At 38.5% G+C, this 19,246-nt stretch carries 21 protein-coding genes; 11 read left to right on the forward strand and 10 right to left on the reverse strand.

Features of this window, described 5'->3' with window-relative positions; all coding sequences use genetic code 11:
* Positions 1-121 precede the first annotated feature (121 nt).
* Together nadS and K9N75_RS22285 are read right to left on the reverse strand one after the other, a co-directional pair.
* Positions 122-412 carry a NadS family protein gene (nadS, locus tag K9N75_RS22280; protein WP_046360302.1) on the reverse strand — a complete coding sequence of 97 codons (291 nt, stop codon included), beginning with the start codon at positions 410-412 and terminating at the stop codon, positions 122-124.
* Positions 412-744 (reverse strand): type II toxin-antitoxin system RelE/ParE family toxin, encoded by a 333-nt coding sequence (locus tag K9N75_RS22285; protein WP_046360301.1) that lies wholly within the window; start codon positions 742-744, stop codon positions 412-414. Before K9N75_RS22285 ends, nadS begins: the two co-directional genes overlap by 1 nt.
* Before the next feature lie 166 nt (positions 745-910).
* On the opposite strand from K9N75_RS22285, the gene K9N75_RS22290 reads away from it, so the two are divergent.
* On the forward strand, positions 911-1,498 hold the full coding sequence (locus K9N75_RS22290) for a hypothetical protein (protein WP_096081277.1): 588 nt from the start codon (positions 911-913) through the stop codon (positions 1,496-1,498).
* Between the two features lie 713 nt (positions 1,499-2,211).
* On the opposite strand, the gene K9N75_RS22295 is transcribed toward K9N75_RS22290, so the two are convergent.
* From K9N75_RS22295 to K9N75_RS22310, 4 genes are all read right to left on the reverse strand, one after another.
* Positions 2,212-2,781, reverse strand: coding sequence for a hypothetical protein (locus K9N75_RS22295; protein ID WP_046360299.1), 570 nt, complete (start codon positions 2,779-2,781; stop codon positions 2,212-2,214).
* A 251-nt stretch (positions 2,782-3,032) separates the two neighbouring features.
* On the reverse strand, positions 3,033-3,815 hold the full coding sequence (locus K9N75_RS22300; RefSeq protein ID WP_080939138.1) for a tyrosine-type recombinase/integrase: 783 nt from the start codon (positions 3,813-3,815) through the stop codon (positions 3,033-3,035).
* A 406-nt stretch (positions 3,816-4,221) separates the two neighbouring features.
* The gene (locus tag K9N75_RS22305; RefSeq protein WP_046360298.1) at positions 4,222-4,506 is read right to left on the reverse strand and encodes a hypothetical protein; all 285 of its coding nucleotides are present in this window, start codon (positions 4,504-4,506) and stop codon (positions 4,222-4,224) included.
* 22 nt (positions 4,507-4,528) lie between these two features.
* Positions 4,529-4,735 (reverse strand): hypothetical protein, encoded by a 207-nt coding sequence (locus K9N75_RS22310; RefSeq protein WP_130975184.1) that lies wholly within the window; start codon positions 4,733-4,735, stop codon positions 4,529-4,531.
* 563 nt (positions 4,736-5,298) lie between these two features.
* Between K9N75_RS22310 and K9N75_RS22315 the strand changes: the two genes are divergently transcribed.
* The 7 genes from K9N75_RS22315 to K9N75_RS22345 all read left to right on the forward strand — a co-directional run bounded on the left by K9N75_RS22315 (position 5,299) and on the right by K9N75_RS22345 (position 12,305).
* Positions 5,299-5,835: a hypothetical protein gene (locus K9N75_RS22315; protein ID WP_046360295.1), complete on the forward strand. Its 537-nt coding sequence runs from the start codon at positions 5,299-5,301 to the stop codon at positions 5,833-5,835.
* A 295-nt stretch (positions 5,836-6,130) separates the two neighbouring features.
* Entirely contained in the window at positions 6,131-6,928 is a 798-nt protein-coding gene (locus K9N75_RS22320; protein WP_046360294.1) for a hypothetical protein, read from the forward strand.
* A 544-nt stretch (positions 6,929-7,472) separates the two neighbouring features.
* Positions 7,473-9,437, forward strand: coding sequence for a ParB/RepB/Spo0J family partition protein (locus tag K9N75_RS22325; protein ID WP_046360293.1), 1,965 nt, complete (start codon positions 7,473-7,475; stop codon positions 9,435-9,437).
* Positions 9,438-9,478: 41 nt separating this feature from the next.
* A complete protein-coding gene (locus K9N75_RS22330) occupies positions 9,479-9,883 on the forward strand; it encodes a conjugation system SOS inhibitor PsiB family protein (RefSeq protein WP_052739779.1) in 405 nt (134 codons plus the stop codon).
* Complete coding sequence (locus K9N75_RS22335) at positions 9,880-10,596, forward strand: plasmid SOS inhibition protein A (RefSeq protein ID WP_052739778.1); 717 nt, start codon at positions 9,880-9,882, stop codon at positions 10,594-10,596. Before K9N75_RS22330 ends, K9N75_RS22335 begins: the two co-directional genes overlap by 4 nt.
* Positions 10,597-10,755: 159 nt before the next feature.
* A complete protein-coding gene (locus tag K9N75_RS22340; RefSeq protein WP_046360292.1) occupies positions 10,756-11,718 on the forward strand; it encodes an Abi family protein in 963 nt (320 codons plus the stop codon).
* 119 nt (positions 11,719-11,837) lie between these two features.
* Positions 11,838-12,305, forward strand: a complete 468-nt coding sequence (locus tag K9N75_RS22345; protein ID WP_046360291.1) for a hypothetical protein — start codon at positions 11,838-11,840, stop codon at positions 12,303-12,305.
* A gap of 80 nt (positions 12,306-12,385) precedes the next feature.
* Here K9N75_RS22345 and K9N75_RS22350 read toward each other — a convergent pair whose 3' ends face one another.
* From K9N75_RS22350 to K9N75_RS22365, 4 genes are read right to left on the reverse strand one after another with little or no spacing between them, the layout of a single operon-like run.
* Positions 12,386-12,871: a lytic transglycosylase domain-containing protein gene (locus K9N75_RS22350; protein WP_046360290.1), complete on the reverse strand. Its 486-nt coding sequence runs from the start codon at positions 12,869-12,871 to the stop codon at positions 12,386-12,388.
* A 10-nt stretch (positions 12,872-12,881) separates the two neighbouring features.
* Complete coding sequence (locus K9N75_RS22355; RefSeq protein ID WP_046360289.1) at positions 12,882-13,541, reverse strand: hypothetical protein; 660 nt, start codon at positions 13,539-13,541, stop codon at positions 12,882-12,884.
* Positions 13,542-13,544: 3 nt separating this feature from the next.
* Positions 13,545-14,315: a P-loop NTPase family protein gene (locus K9N75_RS22360; protein WP_046360288.1), complete on the reverse strand. Its 771-nt coding sequence runs from the start codon at positions 14,313-14,315 to the stop codon at positions 13,545-13,547.
* Between the two features lie 3 nt (positions 14,316-14,318).
* Positions 14,319-14,738 (reverse strand): hypothetical protein, encoded by a 420-nt coding sequence (locus K9N75_RS22365; RefSeq protein WP_046360287.1) that lies wholly within the window; start codon positions 14,736-14,738, stop codon positions 14,319-14,321.
* A gap of 412 nt (positions 14,739-15,150) precedes the next feature.
* On the opposite strand from K9N75_RS22365, the gene K9N75_RS22370 reads away from it, so the two are divergent.
* From K9N75_RS22370 to K9N75_RS22380, 3 genes are all read left to right on the forward strand, one after another.
* Entirely contained in the window at positions 15,151-15,513 is a 363-nt protein-coding gene (locus K9N75_RS22370; RefSeq protein ID WP_052739777.1) for a plasmid mobilization protein, read from the forward strand.
* Positions 15,513-18,071 carry an LPD7 domain-containing protein gene (locus K9N75_RS22375; protein WP_096081279.1) on the forward strand — a complete coding sequence of 853 codons (2,559 nt, stop codon included), beginning with the start codon at positions 15,513-15,515 and terminating at the stop codon, positions 18,069-18,071. Before K9N75_RS22370 ends, K9N75_RS22375 begins: the two co-directional genes overlap by 1 nt.
* Before the next feature lie 263 nt (positions 18,072-18,334).
* Positions 18,335-19,147, forward strand: coding sequence for a TcpQ domain-containing protein (locus K9N75_RS22380; protein WP_052739776.1), 813 nt, complete (start codon positions 18,335-18,337; stop codon positions 19,145-19,147).
* The last annotated feature ends 99 nt before the right edge of the window (positions 19,148-19,246 follow it).

The following is a 19,246-nucleotide window of genomic DNA, read 5'->3' on the forward strand; positions in this document are numbered from 1 at the left end:
TATTTACCTGTTGTGGTTATTGCAGAGCCAGATTAATCCCCATCTAAAAGTTGTTTCAGATGAGGATTTTTACGGTTGGCCTGATGATGAATTTTTTCGTATACGAAAAATTATGCCAACACTATAGGGCTTGGATGACACTGAACATGTTAGGATCACGTTCTAACAATCGCAGCACTTTTAAACTACTGCCCTTAGGAACTCGACTGTGTTGCTCCCAAGCTTCGACTAAAGATGGTGATACCCCGACCGCAAGTGCAAATTGCTTTTGTGTCAGTCCTGTATGATCACGAATAGTCTTCACATCAGGAATTTCGTAGGTTGTGACGCGCGCTGGCTTTCTTTTTCCGCGACTTATATCCACAGCCTCTTGGACACTTTCCATCAGTTCATTAAACAATTCATTGTTCATTACTTTTCTCCCCCAATCATAGAGATGAACTTTTTCAGTTGAGACTTTTGTTCATCGCTAATGTTCTCACGTTCATTCTTTGCATAGGCTAACAAAAGATAGATCTCACCTTTTGCATTGAGATAATAATAGATAACACGTATGCCGCCACTTTTGCCTTTACCTTGAATAGCCCAACGAATTTTGCGGCATCCTCCTGTCGCTGATATTGTTGCTCCTGCTTCAGGGTCAAGTCTGAGATACTCTTGAAATTGCTGATATTCATCCTTGCTTAGCAAGCTATCAATTTTCCGTTGAAACACACTAGTTTCAATAAAGTGCAACAGGTTCATGTTCGTCTACCTTCATTGGTTATGCATTAATTATACTCTTACAGTGTAAGACTGTCAAAGTCCATTAATCCCCCTTTTATCCGAAAGAAACAACGTCCTTATTATTGAGTATTCGAATAATACGTATAAAATGAAATAGTTGATCATTCAAGAGAAGGATATGTAGATGTCAAAAGTAGATTATATTTGGAGAAAGTCGCCAGTTTCAAAAACGCATAAGTACTTAGATAATTTTCCTGTAATTAAGAAACTTCTTAATATTCGGCAAGATAGCTTTATATCAACGCTTAAGGAACAGCTCTCCAAGATAGATGATCGCGATCATGTTCTTGTAGATGTTTCTCCATTATGTACTCAATACATTGATAAGACATCTAATCTAGATAAAGCCCTTGCTGACTATTTTACTGCTGAAAAAAAACAGCAAATTAAGGCCTCGTATCCACCTGGCCTTGTTGATGGTATGTCCTATAAACAATGGTGTCACAAGAATATGGCGCAGTTAGTAAAATGGGATGAAGCGTCCATGAGATGCAATGAATTGCTAGAATACAGCCTAAGTAATGAGACTTGGGATTCAACTTCTGATGATAATCTAAAGTATTGGAATAACGAATATGAAAAGATAAGCAATGATCTACTGGAAGACTTACGTCGTCACTCCACAATTATTGATATCGATAATCTCAAGAATAGTAACCAGCATCAATCAGTTAAGGATGACTCGGGTTGCGCACCCAAAGCACCTATGTAGACAACAAATCTTAATTTCGTAGACGAAATTTATCGTCTACGAACCCAGAATATCATCTATCCATTTGTATGCTCCGAAGAGTTTACCTATGATAAAAGTCTTAGAGAAATTTTTCGTATACGAAAATTTCTTTGCTACTAACGGATTCCGATCACTCGAATACGTAAGGCGTTGTACTCTCCTGAAAATCGTCTAATTGACAAATGAGTGACCTGCTCGACAAGTTTCTTACAGCCCTGATCAAAAGATTTTTTCGTATACGAAAAGTTTCGCATCAGCATGGCAGCCCTGTTATCAGTGTTTGTAAAATTGCGTGTCTATCTTCTATGCTGAGGTGCTGGCATTAAAGCCATTTTTCAAATGATGTTAATCAGCAGTTTTTTCGTGTACGAAAATTTATCCTCGGCTATACATCAAGATATGCATGCATGCGGTTCCTTGAGGTCAGAAGTTCACGTTCGCAGAGAGGATAAATTAGGCGGGGAATTGCCAGACTAGACCTAACTTTAGGTACTATGGTTTATAACAAGAAAGGATACGATTATCCAAAATCGATTGGCAAACGTGACACTGTATCGTTAGGTCTGGATCGGCAGGAATTTTCGTATACGAAAATTTCGTTAATGAGTCAATGACCCACTAAATTTTTGGCACTTGTAACGTTCAAGAATCCTCAAAATGAAAATGATAAATTTTTCGTATACGAAAAAATCCTAGCGGAGTACTTTTCTAATGTATTTATTTTGTTCATTAAGCGTTACAAGTTTCGTATTGAATTCACACAGTAAAAAATTCCCCTCACAAACATCTAAATAATTATAAAAACCTGCAACTTGAAAATCTCTTCGATACCTGCCGTATAGGTAATCATGAAGAGTTACAAAAAATGAATCAAAATCAACGTCATAAAAACATTCTGAAAGGCGACCCGATTCTGCGTGGTTTACTCGCTTTGTTGTACCGTCATGATTTTTAAATTGATCATCAAGGTAACGTAAAGCACAGCTTTCTATCTCAGCGAGTTCCAGAGCATTTAAATCTGCTCGACATTTAAACCCACAGAATACGTAATAAGTTGGCCTAGCAGTACTATAGGACCGTGACGTAAGGTCTCCCATAGTTATACCTATTTTGGCATATGTAGGGATTGCCGTATCAGCACCCAAATACAGCCAAGTTGTTGTCGATTCACAATTTTGCTTAGCTTTGTTATATAAATACTCTTCTTTGTAATCGGCACGTGGGTCGAGTTTAAATGGATATTCCTGAAATGGCTTTCTCATCTTATTCAAAATCCTTTATGTTGTAATGTCTTATGTATTTCCCTCATTGTAGAAGACCCATCGTCATTAAAGAATATACAGTTGGTCGAAAGATCTTTACCTCTCTCCGTGGAGTATCCAGCATATCCTGATTTTTTCGTATACGAAAAATCGCATCCACTATATTAATGGTGCGTATCGTAGATTTTGATTGGCAGTGTTGGCGACCGCATAAGCACGAAATTTTTCGTATACGAAAAATTTTAAGACTGCTACCTATCCGCGCCTTTCTCAATTCGTAGTGCTTGAACGGCGCTCTCACCGCTAAAGCTAAATGAAATGCTCTGTTTTGTGGCGATATCTAGCGTAAAAATGCGGGTATAGACTTGTGTGCTTTCCGCGCGCCGGTGGCCCATGAATGCCTGCAGCTCACGCTCGCTGAGGTGGTTATACAAGAGATGCATAGCAAAGCTATGCCTAAAGGTTTTAGGCGTTATCGTTCCCAGCGAAAATGAAACACCATCTTGAGCTGCGCGATCTAAGGCACGGTTTAACCAACGTGACACTGTATCGTGAGACTCTGACCAGATCGGTGCATTCTTGGCGCTGGGGAATGTAGTAAACAGCTGGCGCATGAGTTTTACATAATTGGCATCATAGAGTGGAACCGTTCGGTACACGCTCTCATCTTTCCGTGGCCGACCTTTACCACGGCTTCTTTGCTTCAGCGTTTTCAACGTCACGAAGGGTTGAATTGCGTTGAGGTCAAAATCGTCGCGATGAAGCGCAAGCGCTTCATTAGGTCGTGCGCCGGTATTCCAGAGCGTACTGTAATAGGCCAGTTGTCTGAGATCATCAAGATACCAAAGCAGGGCGGAGATCTCAGGTGCCAAGAGATACATTGGCGCACCCGTTCGGGCGACTGCCATCCTTCGCAATGTAACGGCACGCTGCCAGTTAATTTGTTGATAAGCACCAGTATCATTCTGGTCCCCGATCACCACAGAGTCACCTGTTAAATAGGGTGGTGCAATACGTGAAATCTGGTGAGTCATAAGGTTGCCATTTCCTCAGATTTTACACAGCGTCACTTCATTTTTTTTCGTATACGAAAATTTTCGTGACTTCCAATGCCACAATAACTGTGACTCTGTACAGTATTGTGCATCATGAAGGGCCTCTTCGCACGGGAAAAAAATACCTAATGGGAGATCCAATTTGCGTAACTTATCGAAAAATACCGAGCTTATACGCATGAATAAGATCCTTTTTGTGTGCGGAGATGCTGCCCGGAAAACTATATGTAGTGGTAATAGCAGCTGATATGAGCACTATATATTGTGTTTTAGCGGTGGGAGAGGTGAGGATCGGTAATGCGGATCTATAACAGTTATTCCGCAGAAATGCTTGTGAGTATATTGAAGGGAAACAGGACGAAGCTGACGCTTCGTCCCGAAAACATCACGTTTTACTTCCATTTGGCTGTTTTCCATTCGCAGCATTTTTGGTCGCTATCATTTGAACGCTGTGCATAGATGCGATCGCTTTTTTGGCCACCTTTTTGGGTAGGGCCTTTGAGCGAAGCGAATCAGCGCATTCAATGATGGCTTTGACCTGATGAGGTTCAATATTAATGCCTTCTTTTTTGAAGGTATTGCTGATTTTGATGTGGCCAGCGCCACCGGCTTTCATTTCTTGCATGCGATTAATATTACCTTCGCAGTTTGAAGTACCGAACCATCCCATTGTTTTATATCCTTTTAATTAGTTAAACTGCTTTTTTACTGGCAATATTTGTCGCAATTTCAAGCGTATCGCGTAACAATTTATCAATGCCGCCCACGGCTTTAATACGCATTTCACGTGCTGCGCCACCCGAGACTTTAGTTCCGTCATCAAGAGTGATTTGGGAACACCACGGATCCGTTGTCTGACTTTTCGCCGGTTTTACAAATTTTACGACCTTTCCCATCATTTTATCCTTGGTTCGGGATGGCTAAGACGTAATGCCCGATTGCCTACGTCATTTATACTTCTAACATGATGTGAATACGCTTTGCAATGCTGTGTAAATCAACAGGCGGGGTTTTGTCATGACTTTATAAAATTTGATTAAATTTTCAATTTTTCTCTTTTTTGCCGTAATAGTGGGTTTTTGTGTCTTTCTTGGTGGTCGTTTTCGAATGATTTGAGGTTTTATTGGTTTGGTATGTCTTTTTGTGGTGACATGTAGCTTTGAGATGATAGATATTAATAGGTTGTAACTTATGTATGTATAATTTTTGATTGGTATTTTCGTTTGAAAAAGTACCCATTGGTTAACTAGATTTAAAAAATGAGGGCGTTCTCCTTTAGGGTTGCGACAGAAAAACATAAGTCTGGATATTCAAGACATCCATACTATTTCTAAAGCCTATTTAAATTGAGCTAAATATCATGAAGTTAATTCGTGCAATGATAAGATATTGCAGTATCATAATTATGATGTAAAAAATTTAAAATTTATTTTAATAAATTAAAAATAAACATGGAGAAAGTATGAATAACAATAATCAATCAGACAACTTTGCATTAAAAACTATGCACGAAATGTTGGAACATGTAATAGAAAAGGAAAAGTTTAATAATAATAAATACTATGTCGTTAAGCAAAAACACATACAACTTATATCAATGATGAAACAAGTTACTTCAAAATATTCACGAATCGGATTCTCTATTTCAATGGATGCTGAAACAGAAATACCATTAGTTTCTGATGCTTTAATTAATGAGGGCTGTGAGTATACAGTTAAGTCATTTTCTATTATCTATAAGAATAATAAAACTCCAATTGAATTGAAATTTGAACCATACAAAATTGGCAATTCAATATACTATTCATTAAAAATAGTACGCGATGGGAGTGATCTTCTTCCCATTGCTAATTTAACCTATGAAGTTGATGAGCTATTTGAACCATGGTTCTTAAAATATAACTATGATAGTAAAGTGATAAGTTCAGGGGATTTTAATCCGGAGCAAGTTGAGCTGCTTCTAGCCGATATCTACGCCAGAGTTAATATAGGTAACTGATTGAATTCGCAGTATGTAAAGTGAGTTTTTATAGAACCATAAGAGCGAGTTTTGCGGGAGGAACGAAAGACGCCCATCATAACGTCCCCCCCGCTAATCAGTAGTATTCGTCGTCACTGATCATAAAATAGTATCTCGTATTGTGTCGAATATGCAAATAAATAATGCTATTTTGCGTTTGAAGATCCCATTTTCTTATATTTAACAATAAATACAACATTTTAAAACCAATTGAGGAATAATTTTAGAGTATATAGTATAATTTACGTTCAATGCGTATTAATCGGAGGTAGTTATGAATTCAGATAATGCAGTTGAACTCGCTAACATTGACAGGGATCTAGATGCACTGATAGCTCTAACTAAAAATGATGGTATCGATAACGATGAGTTAGTTGAGAGACTAAGCAATTCAGTTATTGAGCTAAAAGACATTTACGACCGAGGCGGTATTGATAGTAAGTTTATGTATGATCTGGCGATCGATGTGTCAGACAAGATTGAAAGCGTGGACCCTGGAGAGTGTTTTTGGACACTCAATTTTGAATATAAAAGTGGAGGTCAGCTCTTTCCGCTCAATATGGTTATCGACGATGCAAAAGACCTGAAGAGCGTGGCAGACTACAATTTATCCCAAAAGAAAAGTATTCGTCCAACTAAACTGTTAGAAATTTCTGACGATAAGCCTTCAGCTCACTTCACTAACTGCTTGAAAGGCATGGATATAGCTCTTAATGCTGAGAATGAAAAACCAACGGATAATTCAGGAAATCGAAACCTAGTACTATGGAATAAGGGTTGTCCGTTTGCTGAAGATAACCTGACCTACAACTACTTGAAGAAATCGTATGTTTCCGAGAGTTCGGGCCGCGTTTTATCCGAAATTCTCAAAGAACGCCCTCATTTAAAAGTACTAGATCAGTCTTCTTTCGTGAGTTGGCATGAGTTGAACGCGGAGAAATATGAGACCTATGAATTAACTGAGGAATTAAAGGAAAAAATGACTAAAGAGATAATCGATATGTGCCAGTATGTTGGTGATAATATACAAAATATTGTACCGAGCAATAATAGTACGCAAAGAATGAAGTAATTAGAACCAAGGCTCTCTGCTATCAATAGCAGAGAGCAACTATTTTAAATTAACCGCGCTTATTTTTTTAATAATTAAAAACTTCAAATAATTCTAACGACGCGTTTGCAGTGGCTTTCAGCCACGCCACTTCACTACCCAGCTTATAGCTGGGCGCTTTTGCGCAATGCCGTTTCACGCGCTGCGTTTTTCGTCATTGCAGCGAACCTCTGCTCATTTTATCTGGAATGTCGATATCTCCGCTCGAGCTCCTTTCGCCTGGACTGATACAAGCACAACTTTTTTTTGATATCCAATGACGGCAGAGCCTTTCGCAATAAATATTTTTGGCCATTACGCAGGCTTCACTAGTCCAAAAATATTTCATGCTCACATAGGACATCTGCAACAAGCCGTGCTGGTTACGTCCTGCGGCGAAGGTTCTCAAACGGGTGATGGTTCAACCCTTGGATAAAAAAGCCGATATTCGCAAAACATCAAAACCGCAGCGAGGAAACTCAACGGGTGATGGGTTTTAATCAAATAATGACGTAAGGAGCTTAATATGACGGTTACTAATACAGTAAAAAATTTGGATGCAGAAGTACTCAATAATATTCTAAAAACAACTCAAGTCAGTTACGTATCATTATCAACACTTGTTATTTCTCCGCTAAATGTTCGTTCATGCACATACTCTCAAAAAAGTATCTCAGAACTTGCCAAGTCAATTTTGTCGGTGGGTTTATTGCAAAACCTTGTTGTTCATTCTCTGTCTGATGGGACACTCGGCGTTGCAGCCGGAGGCCGTCGATTGACCGCTATGAATCAATTGGTAGGGAGTGGTGAATATATTGGAAACGAGCTGATCCCAGTGAAGGTTATTGATGAAAAGCTCGCTCTAGCTGCCTCTATGTCTGAAAACGGACACCGTTCCGATATGCATCCCTATGAACAGATAATTGGATTCAAAAAAATGTCACTGGGCGGGGACACCGCAGCACAAATTGGCGATTTAATGGGATATGGTGCTCGCCATGTTCAGAAATGCTTACGCCTTGCGGATATGGCACCAGCCCTACTTGAGTCGTTAGCGAAAGATGATATCACTCTTGATCAACTTCAAGCATTGTCAGCAAGTGAAGATCATCAACGCCAATTAGACGTATGGCAAAATTCACAATCAGCCTATTCATATGAAAAACAACCTGAATACCTACGTCGAGCGGTTCTAAGTGGTGAGATCTCTGCTGAAAATAATCCACAGCTAAGATTGGTCGGTCGTGAGTGTTATGAACAGTCAGGCGGTACGTTTCGTTATGACTTATTCGCTAATGAAGGATTTATTACTGAACCCACGCTTCTTGAACGTTTAGCACGTGAGAAATTGCATGCGACGGCGAAGGCTATCGCAAATGCAGAAGGTTGGAAGTGGTCAGAAGGTCGTTTAAGTGCAGTGAGTAACTACGTGAACGAGGATCGTCAGCTGTATCGTATAGCTGTCCAACCTGACGCTGAATTAACTGAAGAAGAAAAAGCCAAGATTTCAGTGTGGGAAGCCGAGCGCGATGCACTTGATGATACAGATGATTTCGACCGCATCATGGAACTCAACGAGAAAATAGAGCTTATTGAAGATGGAGCGGATATCCGAGCATGGACTGATAGTGATCGTTCGCGTGGGGGTGTGGTCGCATCAATTAAGGATGGGATTCTATATATACAGCGCGGTGTGATGCTTCGCAGTGAAGATGAAAACGCCACACAAGCAGCTGGACAGGTGAATGACAGCATTATCAAGAATGAGGAGCTGGTTCGTGAGCCCATCGAAGCCATTAGCTTGCCGCTTTTAACGAAAATGACGTCAGAGCGCACACTTGCAGTTCAGGCCGCTCTAATGCAGCAGAACGATAAAGCAGTGGCGCTATTAGCTTGGACTTTGTGTATCACAGTATTTTCGTCTGGTGCCTACAACAAAGCCGCAAAAATCAGCATAGATTGCAGACATTATTCTCTTACCGATGATGCTCCTTCCGGTGCTGAGGGGGTAGCTTACACGGCTTTAATGCAAGAAAAGTCACGATTAAAAGCATTACTGCCGCATGGTTGGGCTCATGACTTCAACAGCTTCTTTGCACTGAGCAAGAGTGATCTCATGGCCTTATTAGGGTTTTGTGTGTCATGTAGCATCGATGGAGTTCAAACCCGTGACATGGGCCATACATCGCGTAGCCCACTTGATGCGCTTGAAATTGCACTAGGTTTCAATATGAGAGATTGGTGGCAGCCAACGCGAGACAATTTCTTTGGGCATATGAAAAAAACACAAATCATAGACGCATTGAACGATGCAGGGGAAACAGCTGCGGCGCGAAATATTGAGAAAATGAAAAAAAGTGAAGCTGCCGGAGTTGCTGAATTAAGCATGAACAATAATCAGTGGGTGCCAAACTGGCTGCGCAGTCCTGAAACACAAAGCCAAGAATTAGACATGGAAGAAACTTCACACAACATCGCTAGCGCTGCTTAATCATAACTTGGAGACGCTGTCCGAAAGGGCAGCGGGTAGACATGAAAACGAAAACAATAATTGTAAGCTGCGCTGAGTTAAAAATGATGAGCGCTGATGATCTTGAGCAATTTGCAGAACAGGGCACTGATTATCGATATAGTTTATCGTGCGCAGTACTTCGCAATCTTACTGTGCCGGACGATTGCGTGGTTGAGATAGAATGCGCGAGTGAATATGGTGGTCTGTATCCAGTAACGCTGAGGTTTGCTAAAAACGAAGAAGAGCCTTCCGTAGAGTGGTATTTGTCGAGCGCTGGCCAGGAATATGAAAATTGGACAATTTCAAGATTAGAAGCAGCCGGTCAAGTAACAGATCTGTATTGTCAGAGCCATTTTGAACCTGAAGAAATAAATATCATCCTGACTCGTGAAATTGACCTCTTTGCTAAGGAAGTGGCGGCATGATCCCGAATCATCTGGCATTAATTCCACAGAATGTATATCAGTACGCTGCCGCTCAGGCAATCATCGATGTTGAGTACAAAAAGCAACTTGGCACATCGTTACGACAGTACCCTTATGCATATGCATTGTTTCGACATCTACGGGGGGGAGCGATTCGAATCACTGCCAAGGATATTCGTTTCGCCGCGGGAGATTATTCGCCGAGAGAACGGGGCGGAGCAACAAAAAATGACTATATTGCTGCGCTGGACAGACTAATTGAAACACGTGGCAAAGATTGTTCGTTACCACTGTCAGGCAATACGGTTGATCGGTACTTTCCTGATGAGCACTATCGCCTCTCTGAGCGTCAAAATCGACAATGGGAACAACGCTTCACCCGTCACGATAAGATTGAAGCAAAGCAAAAACAACAAAAGCGTCGACGCTACCAGACTCAGGTTGCACAGTCGCAAATTGATCTTGCGTTTACTACGCCTAGTGATTTAGTGGCATGGTACAAGCGACAAGAAAAATATGGGATATATGATGATGATTTAGTTGAAATTGTCTACGAATGGAGCAAAAGATTTTCGAGTATCAAATCGGATATATTTAGAACCGGCCAGCCATTATGGGCAATTATAGCGGCTACTGAGGGCGAATTGTCACAACGATGCGACACTGAACTTTACATTGATCTCCTGATGTTACCAAACAAACTTAACAAATGATGAGAGCATCCAGAGACAGCACTTGCTGTAAGATTGAAATGAAACCAAACGTTTGACGAACGCTTAGAATTAGTATAGTATTTATTTCAATGATGCCTGCAACAACCCTTAGGGGACGTTAGTGGGCTTTTTTTTTGTCTTTTCAGGGATGATGCCAAGATGCCAACAACCCTTTATAGCAAGCCCTATCGTACACCAGCTGATCTTGTTAGTGACCTGAAACACAAGAAGCTTGAATTTCTAGATGAGACTGAAGCTGAAAATACGCTGAGTCAGATAAGTTATTATCATTTCAAAATTTATCTTCATCCTTTATTAGATCCGGCAAGTCCAAATGGAAAAAATTATAGGAAAGATGAATACTTTGAGTATGGACTTGAGCTGTATCGATTCGACGAAAAACTAAGAGTGCTGCTGTTTGGCGTAATAGCACGACTTGAAGTTAAACTAAGGAGCAGACTTGATCACTCACTCTCAGCATATTCAAATAATCCATTCTGGTATTTAGATGACAATTATTTCTTCACTAAATACGGGACAGGAAAAATAGATAGTTGGCGAGCTAAAATACAAGCTGACTTCAGTAATGAAAGAGAGCTTTACGCCAGAAACTACCACAATAAATACCATAATAATATTCACGCGCAATTCGCGGATCTTCCACCATTCTGGATAGCAAGTGAAGTTATAACTATTGGATGCTTATTGAAAATATTGGAATCCATTGATTTTTCACATTTTAAAAAGTTAGCGGCACCAGTTAACGATACACTAACTAATTTAGCAAAAGAGTTTGGCGCGAAAGATTTTAATGTTTTGACAAACTGGGTACAACGTCTGCGTGATGTTAGAAACCGCTGTGCACATCATAGTCGTGTCTGGAACGCAAAACTTGCTGCACCGAGCCAAATTGCACGCGAGTTAAGTACTCAAGAAACACATAAGTATCGGCCTTACCTTTCCATCTGTGTAATGCATAAGATGATTAGGTCACTTGATTTGCATGGTATAGATTTGAAGAGCGAGTTACTGCGGCTTTTCAATGATAGCCACGCGGCACAACTTTACATGGCTGATACAGGTTTTCCGCAGGGCTGGGAAGCTGATCCGTTCTGGGATTAGTCGGTTTATACATCTAAGACACTGCTGAAAATCATAGCGTGACAAAAAGTGGTTTCGTTTAAATCAGTCTAAGGTTTATGCTGAACATCATAACTTCAAAGATATGCGCGGGGCGTCGGATGGCTGTTGAATGGATGGACGTAGCAGATAATGCTGTGAAAATTGGGCTGGGCTCGTTACTAACTATTTTGGGGGGGTGGATGACGCTGAAGTTAACACATCAAAACGAAATAAGGAAAGAAGCTGCGGTACAGCAAGTAAGAAATACAAATAAGAAAATAGAACGATATATTCAATTCCTATCAATGTCGCAGTCTTTGATGCAGACTTATCTATTTAAAGAATGTGAAGGAAGCAGTGATGACTACCTCAGGTACTTGCGAATACACAATGAAATAACCATCACATCGAGCGAATCTATACGTATAGCAGCCTTTGAACTGCAACATGCAGTGTCAAAATTCATTTTTCAAAATAAAGCAGGTGATATTGAACTTATTGACGCTCTCAGAGATCACGGGCGAGATTCAGTTTCAAAATTTCAGTTTCTTGTAAATGAAGAGTTGAAAGATCAAAAAAAGTATTGATTTGAACAATTTTATTTTCTTTAGTATATATCAAAAACAAAGTAGAAAACCGCAGTTAAGCGGTTTACGTAATGAAATATCTATATGTTTACTTTACCTAATTTATCCATTTTTATTAGGTTGAGATAAATAGATTTGATTTCATTTGCATATATCTCTCTCTTAATTTGTTGTTCAGGACTCTTTTTAGGTCCAGCATTGTAAGCGCCAACTGACCACCAGTTTTCACCCCATCTATCAAAATTTTCTCTTAAAATATATGCTCCTGCGTAGACATTTATACATGGTTTTTCAAGTAAAATTTCTTTAGTGATGCCATACTTGGAAAATATTGAATCGACATTATTACTATTAATTTGCATTAGTCCATAATCAGAACTAACGACTAGGTTATTTTTATTTTTGTTTAATCCAATCGCAGTATATTTCAAACTGCTCTCTCTGATTGAAATAGCTAAAAGAAGAAGAGGGTCAATTTTCATCTTAAAGCCAGCTTCTTTGAAGCAATATGCATGCACGTTCAAGCTGAGAGACATGAGTACAATCAATAAAATCGAGTTAGCCATGTAACCTCCGTTATCTCGAATTCAACATGATTTGATGGGCAAAGGCTGCTGCATCTATATTGACTTGAATAGGTAGTGAAATCAGACCTATACTTTGTAATAAAAGGACAAGTAAGATGCTTGCAAAGGCACCTAAAAATGGAAATCCCAAAAGTCGAAGAGTAGTTGAGGATAAAACTTTTTTGACTCCGTTAGCCATGGTATTTGTGTTGCGAACTGCATTTTCTGAAACTGAACTCAATTCTTTAATTGTTGAATTCAACTGTTCATTGAGAGATAATCCATTCTTGCTCAATGCATCTTTTAAAATCCTTGCTGCAATAGATGACATTTCAGTTTCAATGCGTTCATGAAGACTTTTATAAACGAACTTGTCTAATTCAGTCAGCTCGAGATGTTTTTTATCAAGAATTTCAGATAGCATTTTTACAGAAGTCATCATTCCCTGACGAGTGCCAGTGCTTATTTCATCAAACTGAGTGACTTGTTGATCAATGACTGTAGAAATAGACTCAAGCTTTTCTGTTTCAGTAGCATATGCTTTTTGGACTGCGACGAAAATCATATAGCCAATTATGCGATATTCTCCCTCGCCACCTTTGACGTCAATTTTAAATAGTTTATATACTTCATCACAAAACTCATCGTAATTTTCGAAAAGGATAGACATACTTTATTCTTCCGATTGGTTAATGATGGATACACATTCTAATTGTTCAAATATTTCATTGAAGACACGCTTGACTCTAAGCTTAGCTACCAAACTAAGCTCATCACATTTATCGATATCCGCGACTGTAATTCTCTGAGTATTGAATATTTCCATATCTTTTGCTTGTAACTTAGAATTGAGTTTGTTCAAAAGAACAAATGAGGAAATGGTCTTGGAATGGATATAACTCTCTTCATTCAACTCTGAATTCTTCAGTTTTTCTATGACTTCTCCATAATACTCATTAACCCAGACTATGACTGGCACACTGAGGTTCTCAATAATAGTCTTAGCGCCGTGAAGTGTATCGTTGTAATCACCTGAGCCGACAATCACAGTATGTACTATTGGAGTAATATTCATGCTGTAAAAGAGATCAAAAATCTGATTTTGAATTAGGTAATCTAGCAAATTTAAAAACGTGTTAGAACCTGTATCGATAATAACCACATCAGAGTCACTTTCAATAATTCTTTGAACTAACCCATCTAGCAGCCTTTGATCAATCTCATTAATATTGTTTTTATCTGTAATTTTTATGTGCTCAGCCTGTAAGCCTTTATATTGTGTAAGTGTCGTATTAACTTGATCAATATCGAATATCTGCGTTTTCATTTTTTTAAAAAATTTAAAATACATAGATAGAGAAAGAAAACAAAATGATTTCCCACATCCACCTTTCCCTTGAATCATTATGTGAACTTGCTTTTTTATGGTTTGTACTTTAGACATGATTTATTCCTCGCTATCTGAGTTTTTGAATGGTTCATATTTAACACTGTTGGATTGTTTTCTTTGCAAACTAGACAATCTGTTTTGATTTATTTTGGATGTGACTACATCTTTTTCTTTCGAAACGATAATTTTATTTATAGGCGGACTATCAGTACTCAATATCTTTTTTGATATAAATCTTCCAACAGTAGTGCTGTGAGCATCTATACCAATTAAGGACAAAAATTCCGAAATTTGGCCATATGAATATAAGTCAGAGTATAATTGTAGAATTAAATTTCTATAAGGATCGAGAATAGATTTCCTTGATGCGAGTGGTCTGTGGTTACTTTTGAAGTTTGTAATTATCTCCTCTAACTCATCTTCTGAGAGCTTACATTTATGTGTATTTTTCGCACCAGTTTTTTCAGCTCTTTTCATTACGATCTATACGTATTAATTGAAATTACAACGCATGCTATGCGATAATCATGTAAATTTCAATATGGAATGTATATTTTTCGATGCGCCATAGATGCGTAGAGATGCAGGTAGATGCACATGGATGCGGAACAATGCGCAAAAAAGCCTAAAGAGGCGTGATTGAGAGTTAGAAATGCATTGAGAATGCGCAGATATGCGGCAGCAGGAAAGATCGTTGAAGCTTCGAGGCCTACTTTCCTATTTTTTTGGCTCTTGGCTCTTCAAGACAGGCACGTTCGTCATGTTCGACAAAAACTACGTTTTTATCAACATGACCCGCGCCAAAGGGGACCCTTTGAAACCCGGAGCTGACGCTCCTCAAACCCAGCCCACATAACTAACGTTATAAAGGTTTATATAGGTGGCAATTATGGCCAGGCCAACAAAACCAGAAAGCGACAGACTGACAGAGCGTGTCGCATTTAGAGTAACTGCGGCGACTAAAGCTACTTATGAAGCTCGCTTGGCTAAGAGTAAATTATCAAAATCTGAATTCTTTCGAGATTGCGTTATGACTGATCGTACTGAGATCATCATTCCTGAAACCATGACATATGACATGCGTGAGTCATTAAGACTGCTCAAGAATATTGCGAATAACTGCAATCAGATTGCGCATGTACTCAATTCAGCTATGTTATCTGGGATTCTTGGTCCTTCTATGATTGAACATATGTTAAATAAAGTTTCTGCCTTGCTAGATGAATCAAGAGATATTCAGGAGCGTAAGTGATGCTTATACGAGTCAGAGGATATAATTCTGGATTTGCTGAATATCTAAGAACAGGTATGAAAGCAGGTAATAAATTACATCGCGATGAACTTGATAAGAGAGTTTCATTGTATGGTGATTTGGACATAACAAATGATATCATAAATGCCATGCCGGATACAGGTGATGATCGTTATCTGCATTTCACTTTAGGGTTCAAAGAAGACCACTTTTCAGATGAAATGCTTAAAGAGATTTTTGATACCTTTATTAAAAAGCTCATGAATGCATATCATGAGGAAGAGTACGCCGTATATGCAGAGGCTCATTTGCCAAAGATTAAATCTATCCAAAATGAATCCACAGGTCAACCAACTGAAAGAAAGCCTCATATTCATATTATTATCCCTAAAGTTAATCTCATTGATGGGTCCTATCTTAATCCTGTGGGTTATTATCAGCATAACGAACGTTATATTGAAGCAATCCAAGAGCAAATTAATAGCATTTTTTCACTAGAAAGTCCGAGAGATAATCGCAGGGTAGATTTAACTGATGTTAGTGATTTTATATCACGGTATAAAGGGGATGTTTTTAAAACAGATTCAAAAAAAATAAAAGAAACTCTTCTTGAAAAAATATATTCTGAACAGGAGTTCTCCCATAAAGACTTTGTTGAGGTGATTAAATCTATGGGAAAAGTCACCCGTAGAAACGGACGCAGCTTCGATTATTATAACTTAAAGCCGTTTGATGCAGCAAAAGGAATAAATCTGAAAGAATATATTTTTAGTGAGCAGTTTTTAGATATGAGCAGAGCTGATAAACTTGATTATTTTTTTTCTAAATATAGCATTCGGACAGATGAGCAAAAACGAATTGATGACAATATGGATTCATTACTAGTCAGTGAGTGGCTTGATTATCGGTCATATGAAATAAAATATATGCATCCTGGTTCTAAAGAATTCAAAGAATATAAATCACTAGAAAAAGTAATGAAAAAGAACTATCTATCAAAGTTGATAAATAACTCGTTAATTGAAATAAATTCATTACGTAACGATAAGCGATTATCAAGCGTTAGCAATGAGATCGCATCAAAGTTAAAAGGAAAATACAATGTCAGAAGAGAAAGAAATGATAAAGAATCCAGCATTTGTGGAAATGATGGAAAGCGGAGTATTCAAAAAAATACTAGACAAAGATCCGACCTTTTTAGAGATCCCCTGTGGAAATTGCAGTTCAGCGATGTGGATTCAACTTTCTACAAACAAGCCTCTGTGTTTCTGCAAACAGACACATACTCCAGCTTGGACAGGATACGACTCGAGTTTCCCGATACTGTGCGATACCCAATTGATAGAGTTGATGACAGACCTCGAAGAGGAGGGCAAGATCTAACAGACTATACGATATTAAGTACAGTAAGTTCATGTTCAAAGATTGATGTAAGACCAGTTAGTGTAAAGGATAATTGTGTTGAATCCATACTTTCAAAACTAGATGACGCTAAATTATCATTAGCTGAAATGAATACCGAAAAATGGAAGCTTGTGCATCAGCGTATAGATGCACTCTTACTTTTGCGCTCACTGGCGTTCACACATGGTGTTTTACAAGAAAAATACACTATAGCTAAAAGTAAAAATGGTTACGACAGAATTAAGAGTGGGAAAAGAACATATAGTATTAATGATTTTCTTACTAAAGAACTTCATATGAATTGGTCAGAAGCGTCTAAATATATTATAGATGAATATGAACGTCAGAGATTAAATGGTGATTTATCACAGTCTGTAATTCCCTCATTGGATTATTGGGCGGAGTTTAAACAATGGTCTCAAATCCCTGAAAACAGCTACAAGACCATGTGGCAAATTCTTAGGTGTTCACAAAATGAATCTAGAGCGGTTTTTCGCAGAGAGTTCAGAGAAGAAGCGCGACGAGTTTGGAAAATGGCTCTCACACCTCATAAACGTATAGAGATGCTGGCTGAGCTTAAGCTCAAAAAGATATCCGCAAAGGAGGCTTTAGAAGAGAAGCTTCGTCATGAAAAAAATGAGTATCGCATCAAGATGCGTACAAGTATGCGTTATAAGGAGTTTCTTGCAAGTAAAGTTGCGCAAGGGGATAAAAATGCCTTATCTGAATTAAGACGACAAACATTGAGAATTAAAAAAAGTAGTCAAGATAACAGCTATATTCAGACTACAGATAGCTCAATAACGACTCTTCTCAATGACGTTACTTTCAAAGTGAAACTGAATGGAACAGTCACATACTATATCGATAGTAAATCTGTTGTAGAGGACACTAAAGAGTGGGTTTCTGTTCTCCATAAAGATGATCCTCAGGCAATCATTCTAGCTTTGAAAATTGCTCTTGAAAAAAATGGTCAACAGCCTTTAGTTTTGATAGGTGGCGATGAGTTCAAAGAAAACGTAATTAAAGTAGCCATAGAGCATAATTTATTCGTCAGATTCAGTGATGTAGAACTACAGCTAACATATGAGGGGCTTGCTAATCTAGGCTCTGATAAGTCTAATTATTCGAGATATCATAATCGAAATGGCTGATGATGGTTTAAGGCTGATAGTTAGCTATAAGAGGTTTTTTTTGCTAGTAATTTACGTATAATACGTATTGGTTGAAAATATTTATGTTCGTGTGTGATAATGATTTTAACCGTTTTATTCACTTTATAGGGTGTTTTGGTTCAGGACTGATCGTCGTCCTTACACATGTCTAAATTTCTAGCCTGCATTATTGTGCAAGGTTGTGCGGTAGCCTGCGCAAACACTAATGTTTCGAGTGAACTATCTATTGGGATGTCATTGATATGTCGAAGAAAATACTTTTTACGAGCGTTGCTATAGCAAATTTTCTTTCTGCTTTTACTTCTGCACAAGCAGCTCAGGAGATGAAGGCTGGCTGGATACGATTCACAGAAGAACAGCCCATGCCAACTCCGGTTAAACCATTCCCTATGCCAACAAAAAATACAATACAACCACAAAGTGTAGCTATTCTTAAAAGTACAAAAGTATCACCGAACCAGCAGTCGTTGTTGTATTCATCGATTGTTCAATCTAAGGGAGAAAATGTACCCCTTCTTAATGCTGTACAGCGAATTGTCCCTGCAGTGTGGCAAGTTAGGCTTTCTCATGATGTAGCAAGCCGCTTCAAAGGTTCAGTATCATGGGACGGTAACGATCAGTGGACCAAAATCCTCAGTAAAATGCTTGGGGATAATGGGCTCAAAGCCGACATGACCGAATCAACGAAGCAGATCACTATTTCATACTTAGACTCTGGACAACCTGCCCTGACACCAAAAATTAAATCAAACGCTCAGATGGCAATGAGCAATATATTGCCAACGCTAAAGGTTTGGAAAATAGAAAAAGGAGACACCCTCAAAAAGGCCTTCGATTCTTGGGCTCTTTCAGAAAAATGTAATATAAATAATAAATGGTCTGTCCGGTGGGACACTGATATAGAGTACTCTATTGACTATCCATTAAGTTTTAGTGCACACAATTTTGAAGAGGCCACGACACAGCTTTTTACTCTATATCAAAAAGCTCAGTCACCATTATATGTAAATGGCTATCGTAATCAGTGCCTTATTGTTATTAGCGACAAAAAATAGGTAATTTAAATAAATTCTATTTCTGGAAATTATAATTGTGCAATTTTCCCATGAAATACCTTGGTTGTAGGTTTAATGAATATCAAATTAATTTTTTAT

This window comes from Hafnia paralvei (assembly GCF_020150375.1).
Lineage (GTDB): Bacteria > Pseudomonadota > Gammaproteobacteria > Enterobacterales > Enterobacteriaceae > Hafnia > Hafnia paralvei.

What these genes read in the sequence shown, in the direction of transcription:
- K9N75_RS22320 (WP_046360294.1), top strand. Translation starts at nt 6,131, where the DNA reads ATGAATTCAGATAATGCAGTTGAACTCGCTAACATTGACAGGGATCTA.
- K9N75_RS22375 (WP_096081279.1), top strand. Translation starts at nt 15,513, where the DNA reads ATGCTTATACGAGTCAGAGGATATAATTCTGGATTTGCTGAATATCTA.
- K9N75_RS22315 (WP_046360295.1), top strand. Translation starts at nt 5,299, where the DNA reads ATGAATAACAATAATCAATCAGACAACTTTGCATTAAAAACTATGCAC.
- K9N75_RS22380 (WP_052739776.1), top strand. Translation starts at nt 18,335, where the DNA reads ATGTCGAAGAAAATACTTTTTACGAGCGTTGCTATAGCAAATTTTCTT.
- K9N75_RS22360 (WP_046360288.1), bottom strand. Translation starts at nt 14,315, where the DNA reads ATGTCTAAAGTACAAACCATAAAAAAGCAAGTTCACATAATGATTCAA.
- K9N75_RS22355 (WP_046360289.1), bottom strand. Translation starts at nt 13,541, where the DNA reads ATGTCTATCCTTTTCGAAAATTACGATGAGTTTTGTGATGAAGTATAT.
- K9N75_RS22340 (WP_046360292.1), top strand. Translation starts at nt 10,756, where the DNA reads ATGCCAACAACCCTTTATAGCAAGCCCTATCGTACACCAGCTGATCTT.
- K9N75_RS22285 (WP_046360301.1), bottom strand. Translation starts at nt 744, where the DNA reads ATGAACCTGTTGCACTTTATTGAAACTAGTGTGTTTCAACGGAAAATT.
- K9N75_RS22345 (WP_046360291.1), top strand. Translation starts at nt 11,838, where the DNA reads ATGGCTGTTGAATGGATGGACGTAGCAGATAATGCTGTGAAAATTGGG.
- K9N75_RS22305 (WP_046360298.1), bottom strand. Translation starts at nt 4,506, where the DNA reads ATGGGATGGTTCGGTACTTCAAACTGCGAAGGTAATATTAATCGCATG.
- K9N75_RS22330 (WP_052739779.1), top strand. Translation starts at nt 9,479, where the DNA reads ATGAAAACGAAAACAATAATTGTAAGCTGCGCTGAGTTAAAAATGATG.
- K9N75_RS22300 (WP_080939138.1), bottom strand. Translation starts at nt 3,815, where the DNA reads ATGACTCACCAGATTTCACGTATTGCACCACCCTATTTAACAGGTGAC.
- K9N75_RS22370 (WP_052739777.1), top strand. Translation starts at nt 15,151, where the DNA reads ATGGCCAGGCCAACAAAACCAGAAAGCGACAGACTGACAGAGCGTGTC.
- K9N75_RS22350 (WP_046360290.1), bottom strand. Translation starts at nt 12,871, where the DNA reads ATGGCTAACTCGATTTTATTGATTGTACTCATGTCTCTCAGCTTGAAC.
- K9N75_RS22335 (WP_052739778.1), top strand. Translation starts at nt 9,880, where the DNA reads ATGATCCCGAATCATCTGGCATTAATTCCACAGAATGTATATCAGTAC.
- K9N75_RS22310 (WP_130975184.1), bottom strand. Translation starts at nt 4,735, where the DNA reads ATGATGGGAAAGGTCGTAAAATTTGTAAAACCGGCGAAAAGTCAGACA.
- K9N75_RS22295 (WP_046360299.1), bottom strand. Translation starts at nt 2,781, where the DNA reads ATGAGAAAGCCATTTCAGGAATATCCATTTAAACTCGACCCACGTGCC.
- K9N75_RS22290 (WP_096081277.1), top strand. Translation starts at nt 911, where the DNA reads ATGTCAAAAGTAGATTATATTTGGAGAAAGTCGCCAGTTTCAAAAACG.
- K9N75_RS22325 (WP_046360293.1), top strand. Translation starts at nt 7,473, where the DNA reads ATGACGGTTACTAATACAGTAAAAAATTTGGATGCAGAAGTACTCAAT.
- nadS (WP_046360302.1), bottom strand. Translation starts at nt 412, where the DNA reads ATGAACAATGAATTGTTTAATGAACTGATGGAAAGTGTCCAAGAGGCT.
- K9N75_RS22365 (WP_046360287.1), bottom strand. Translation starts at nt 14,738, where the DNA reads ATGAAAAGAGCTGAAAAAACTGGTGCGAAAAATACACATAAATGTAAG.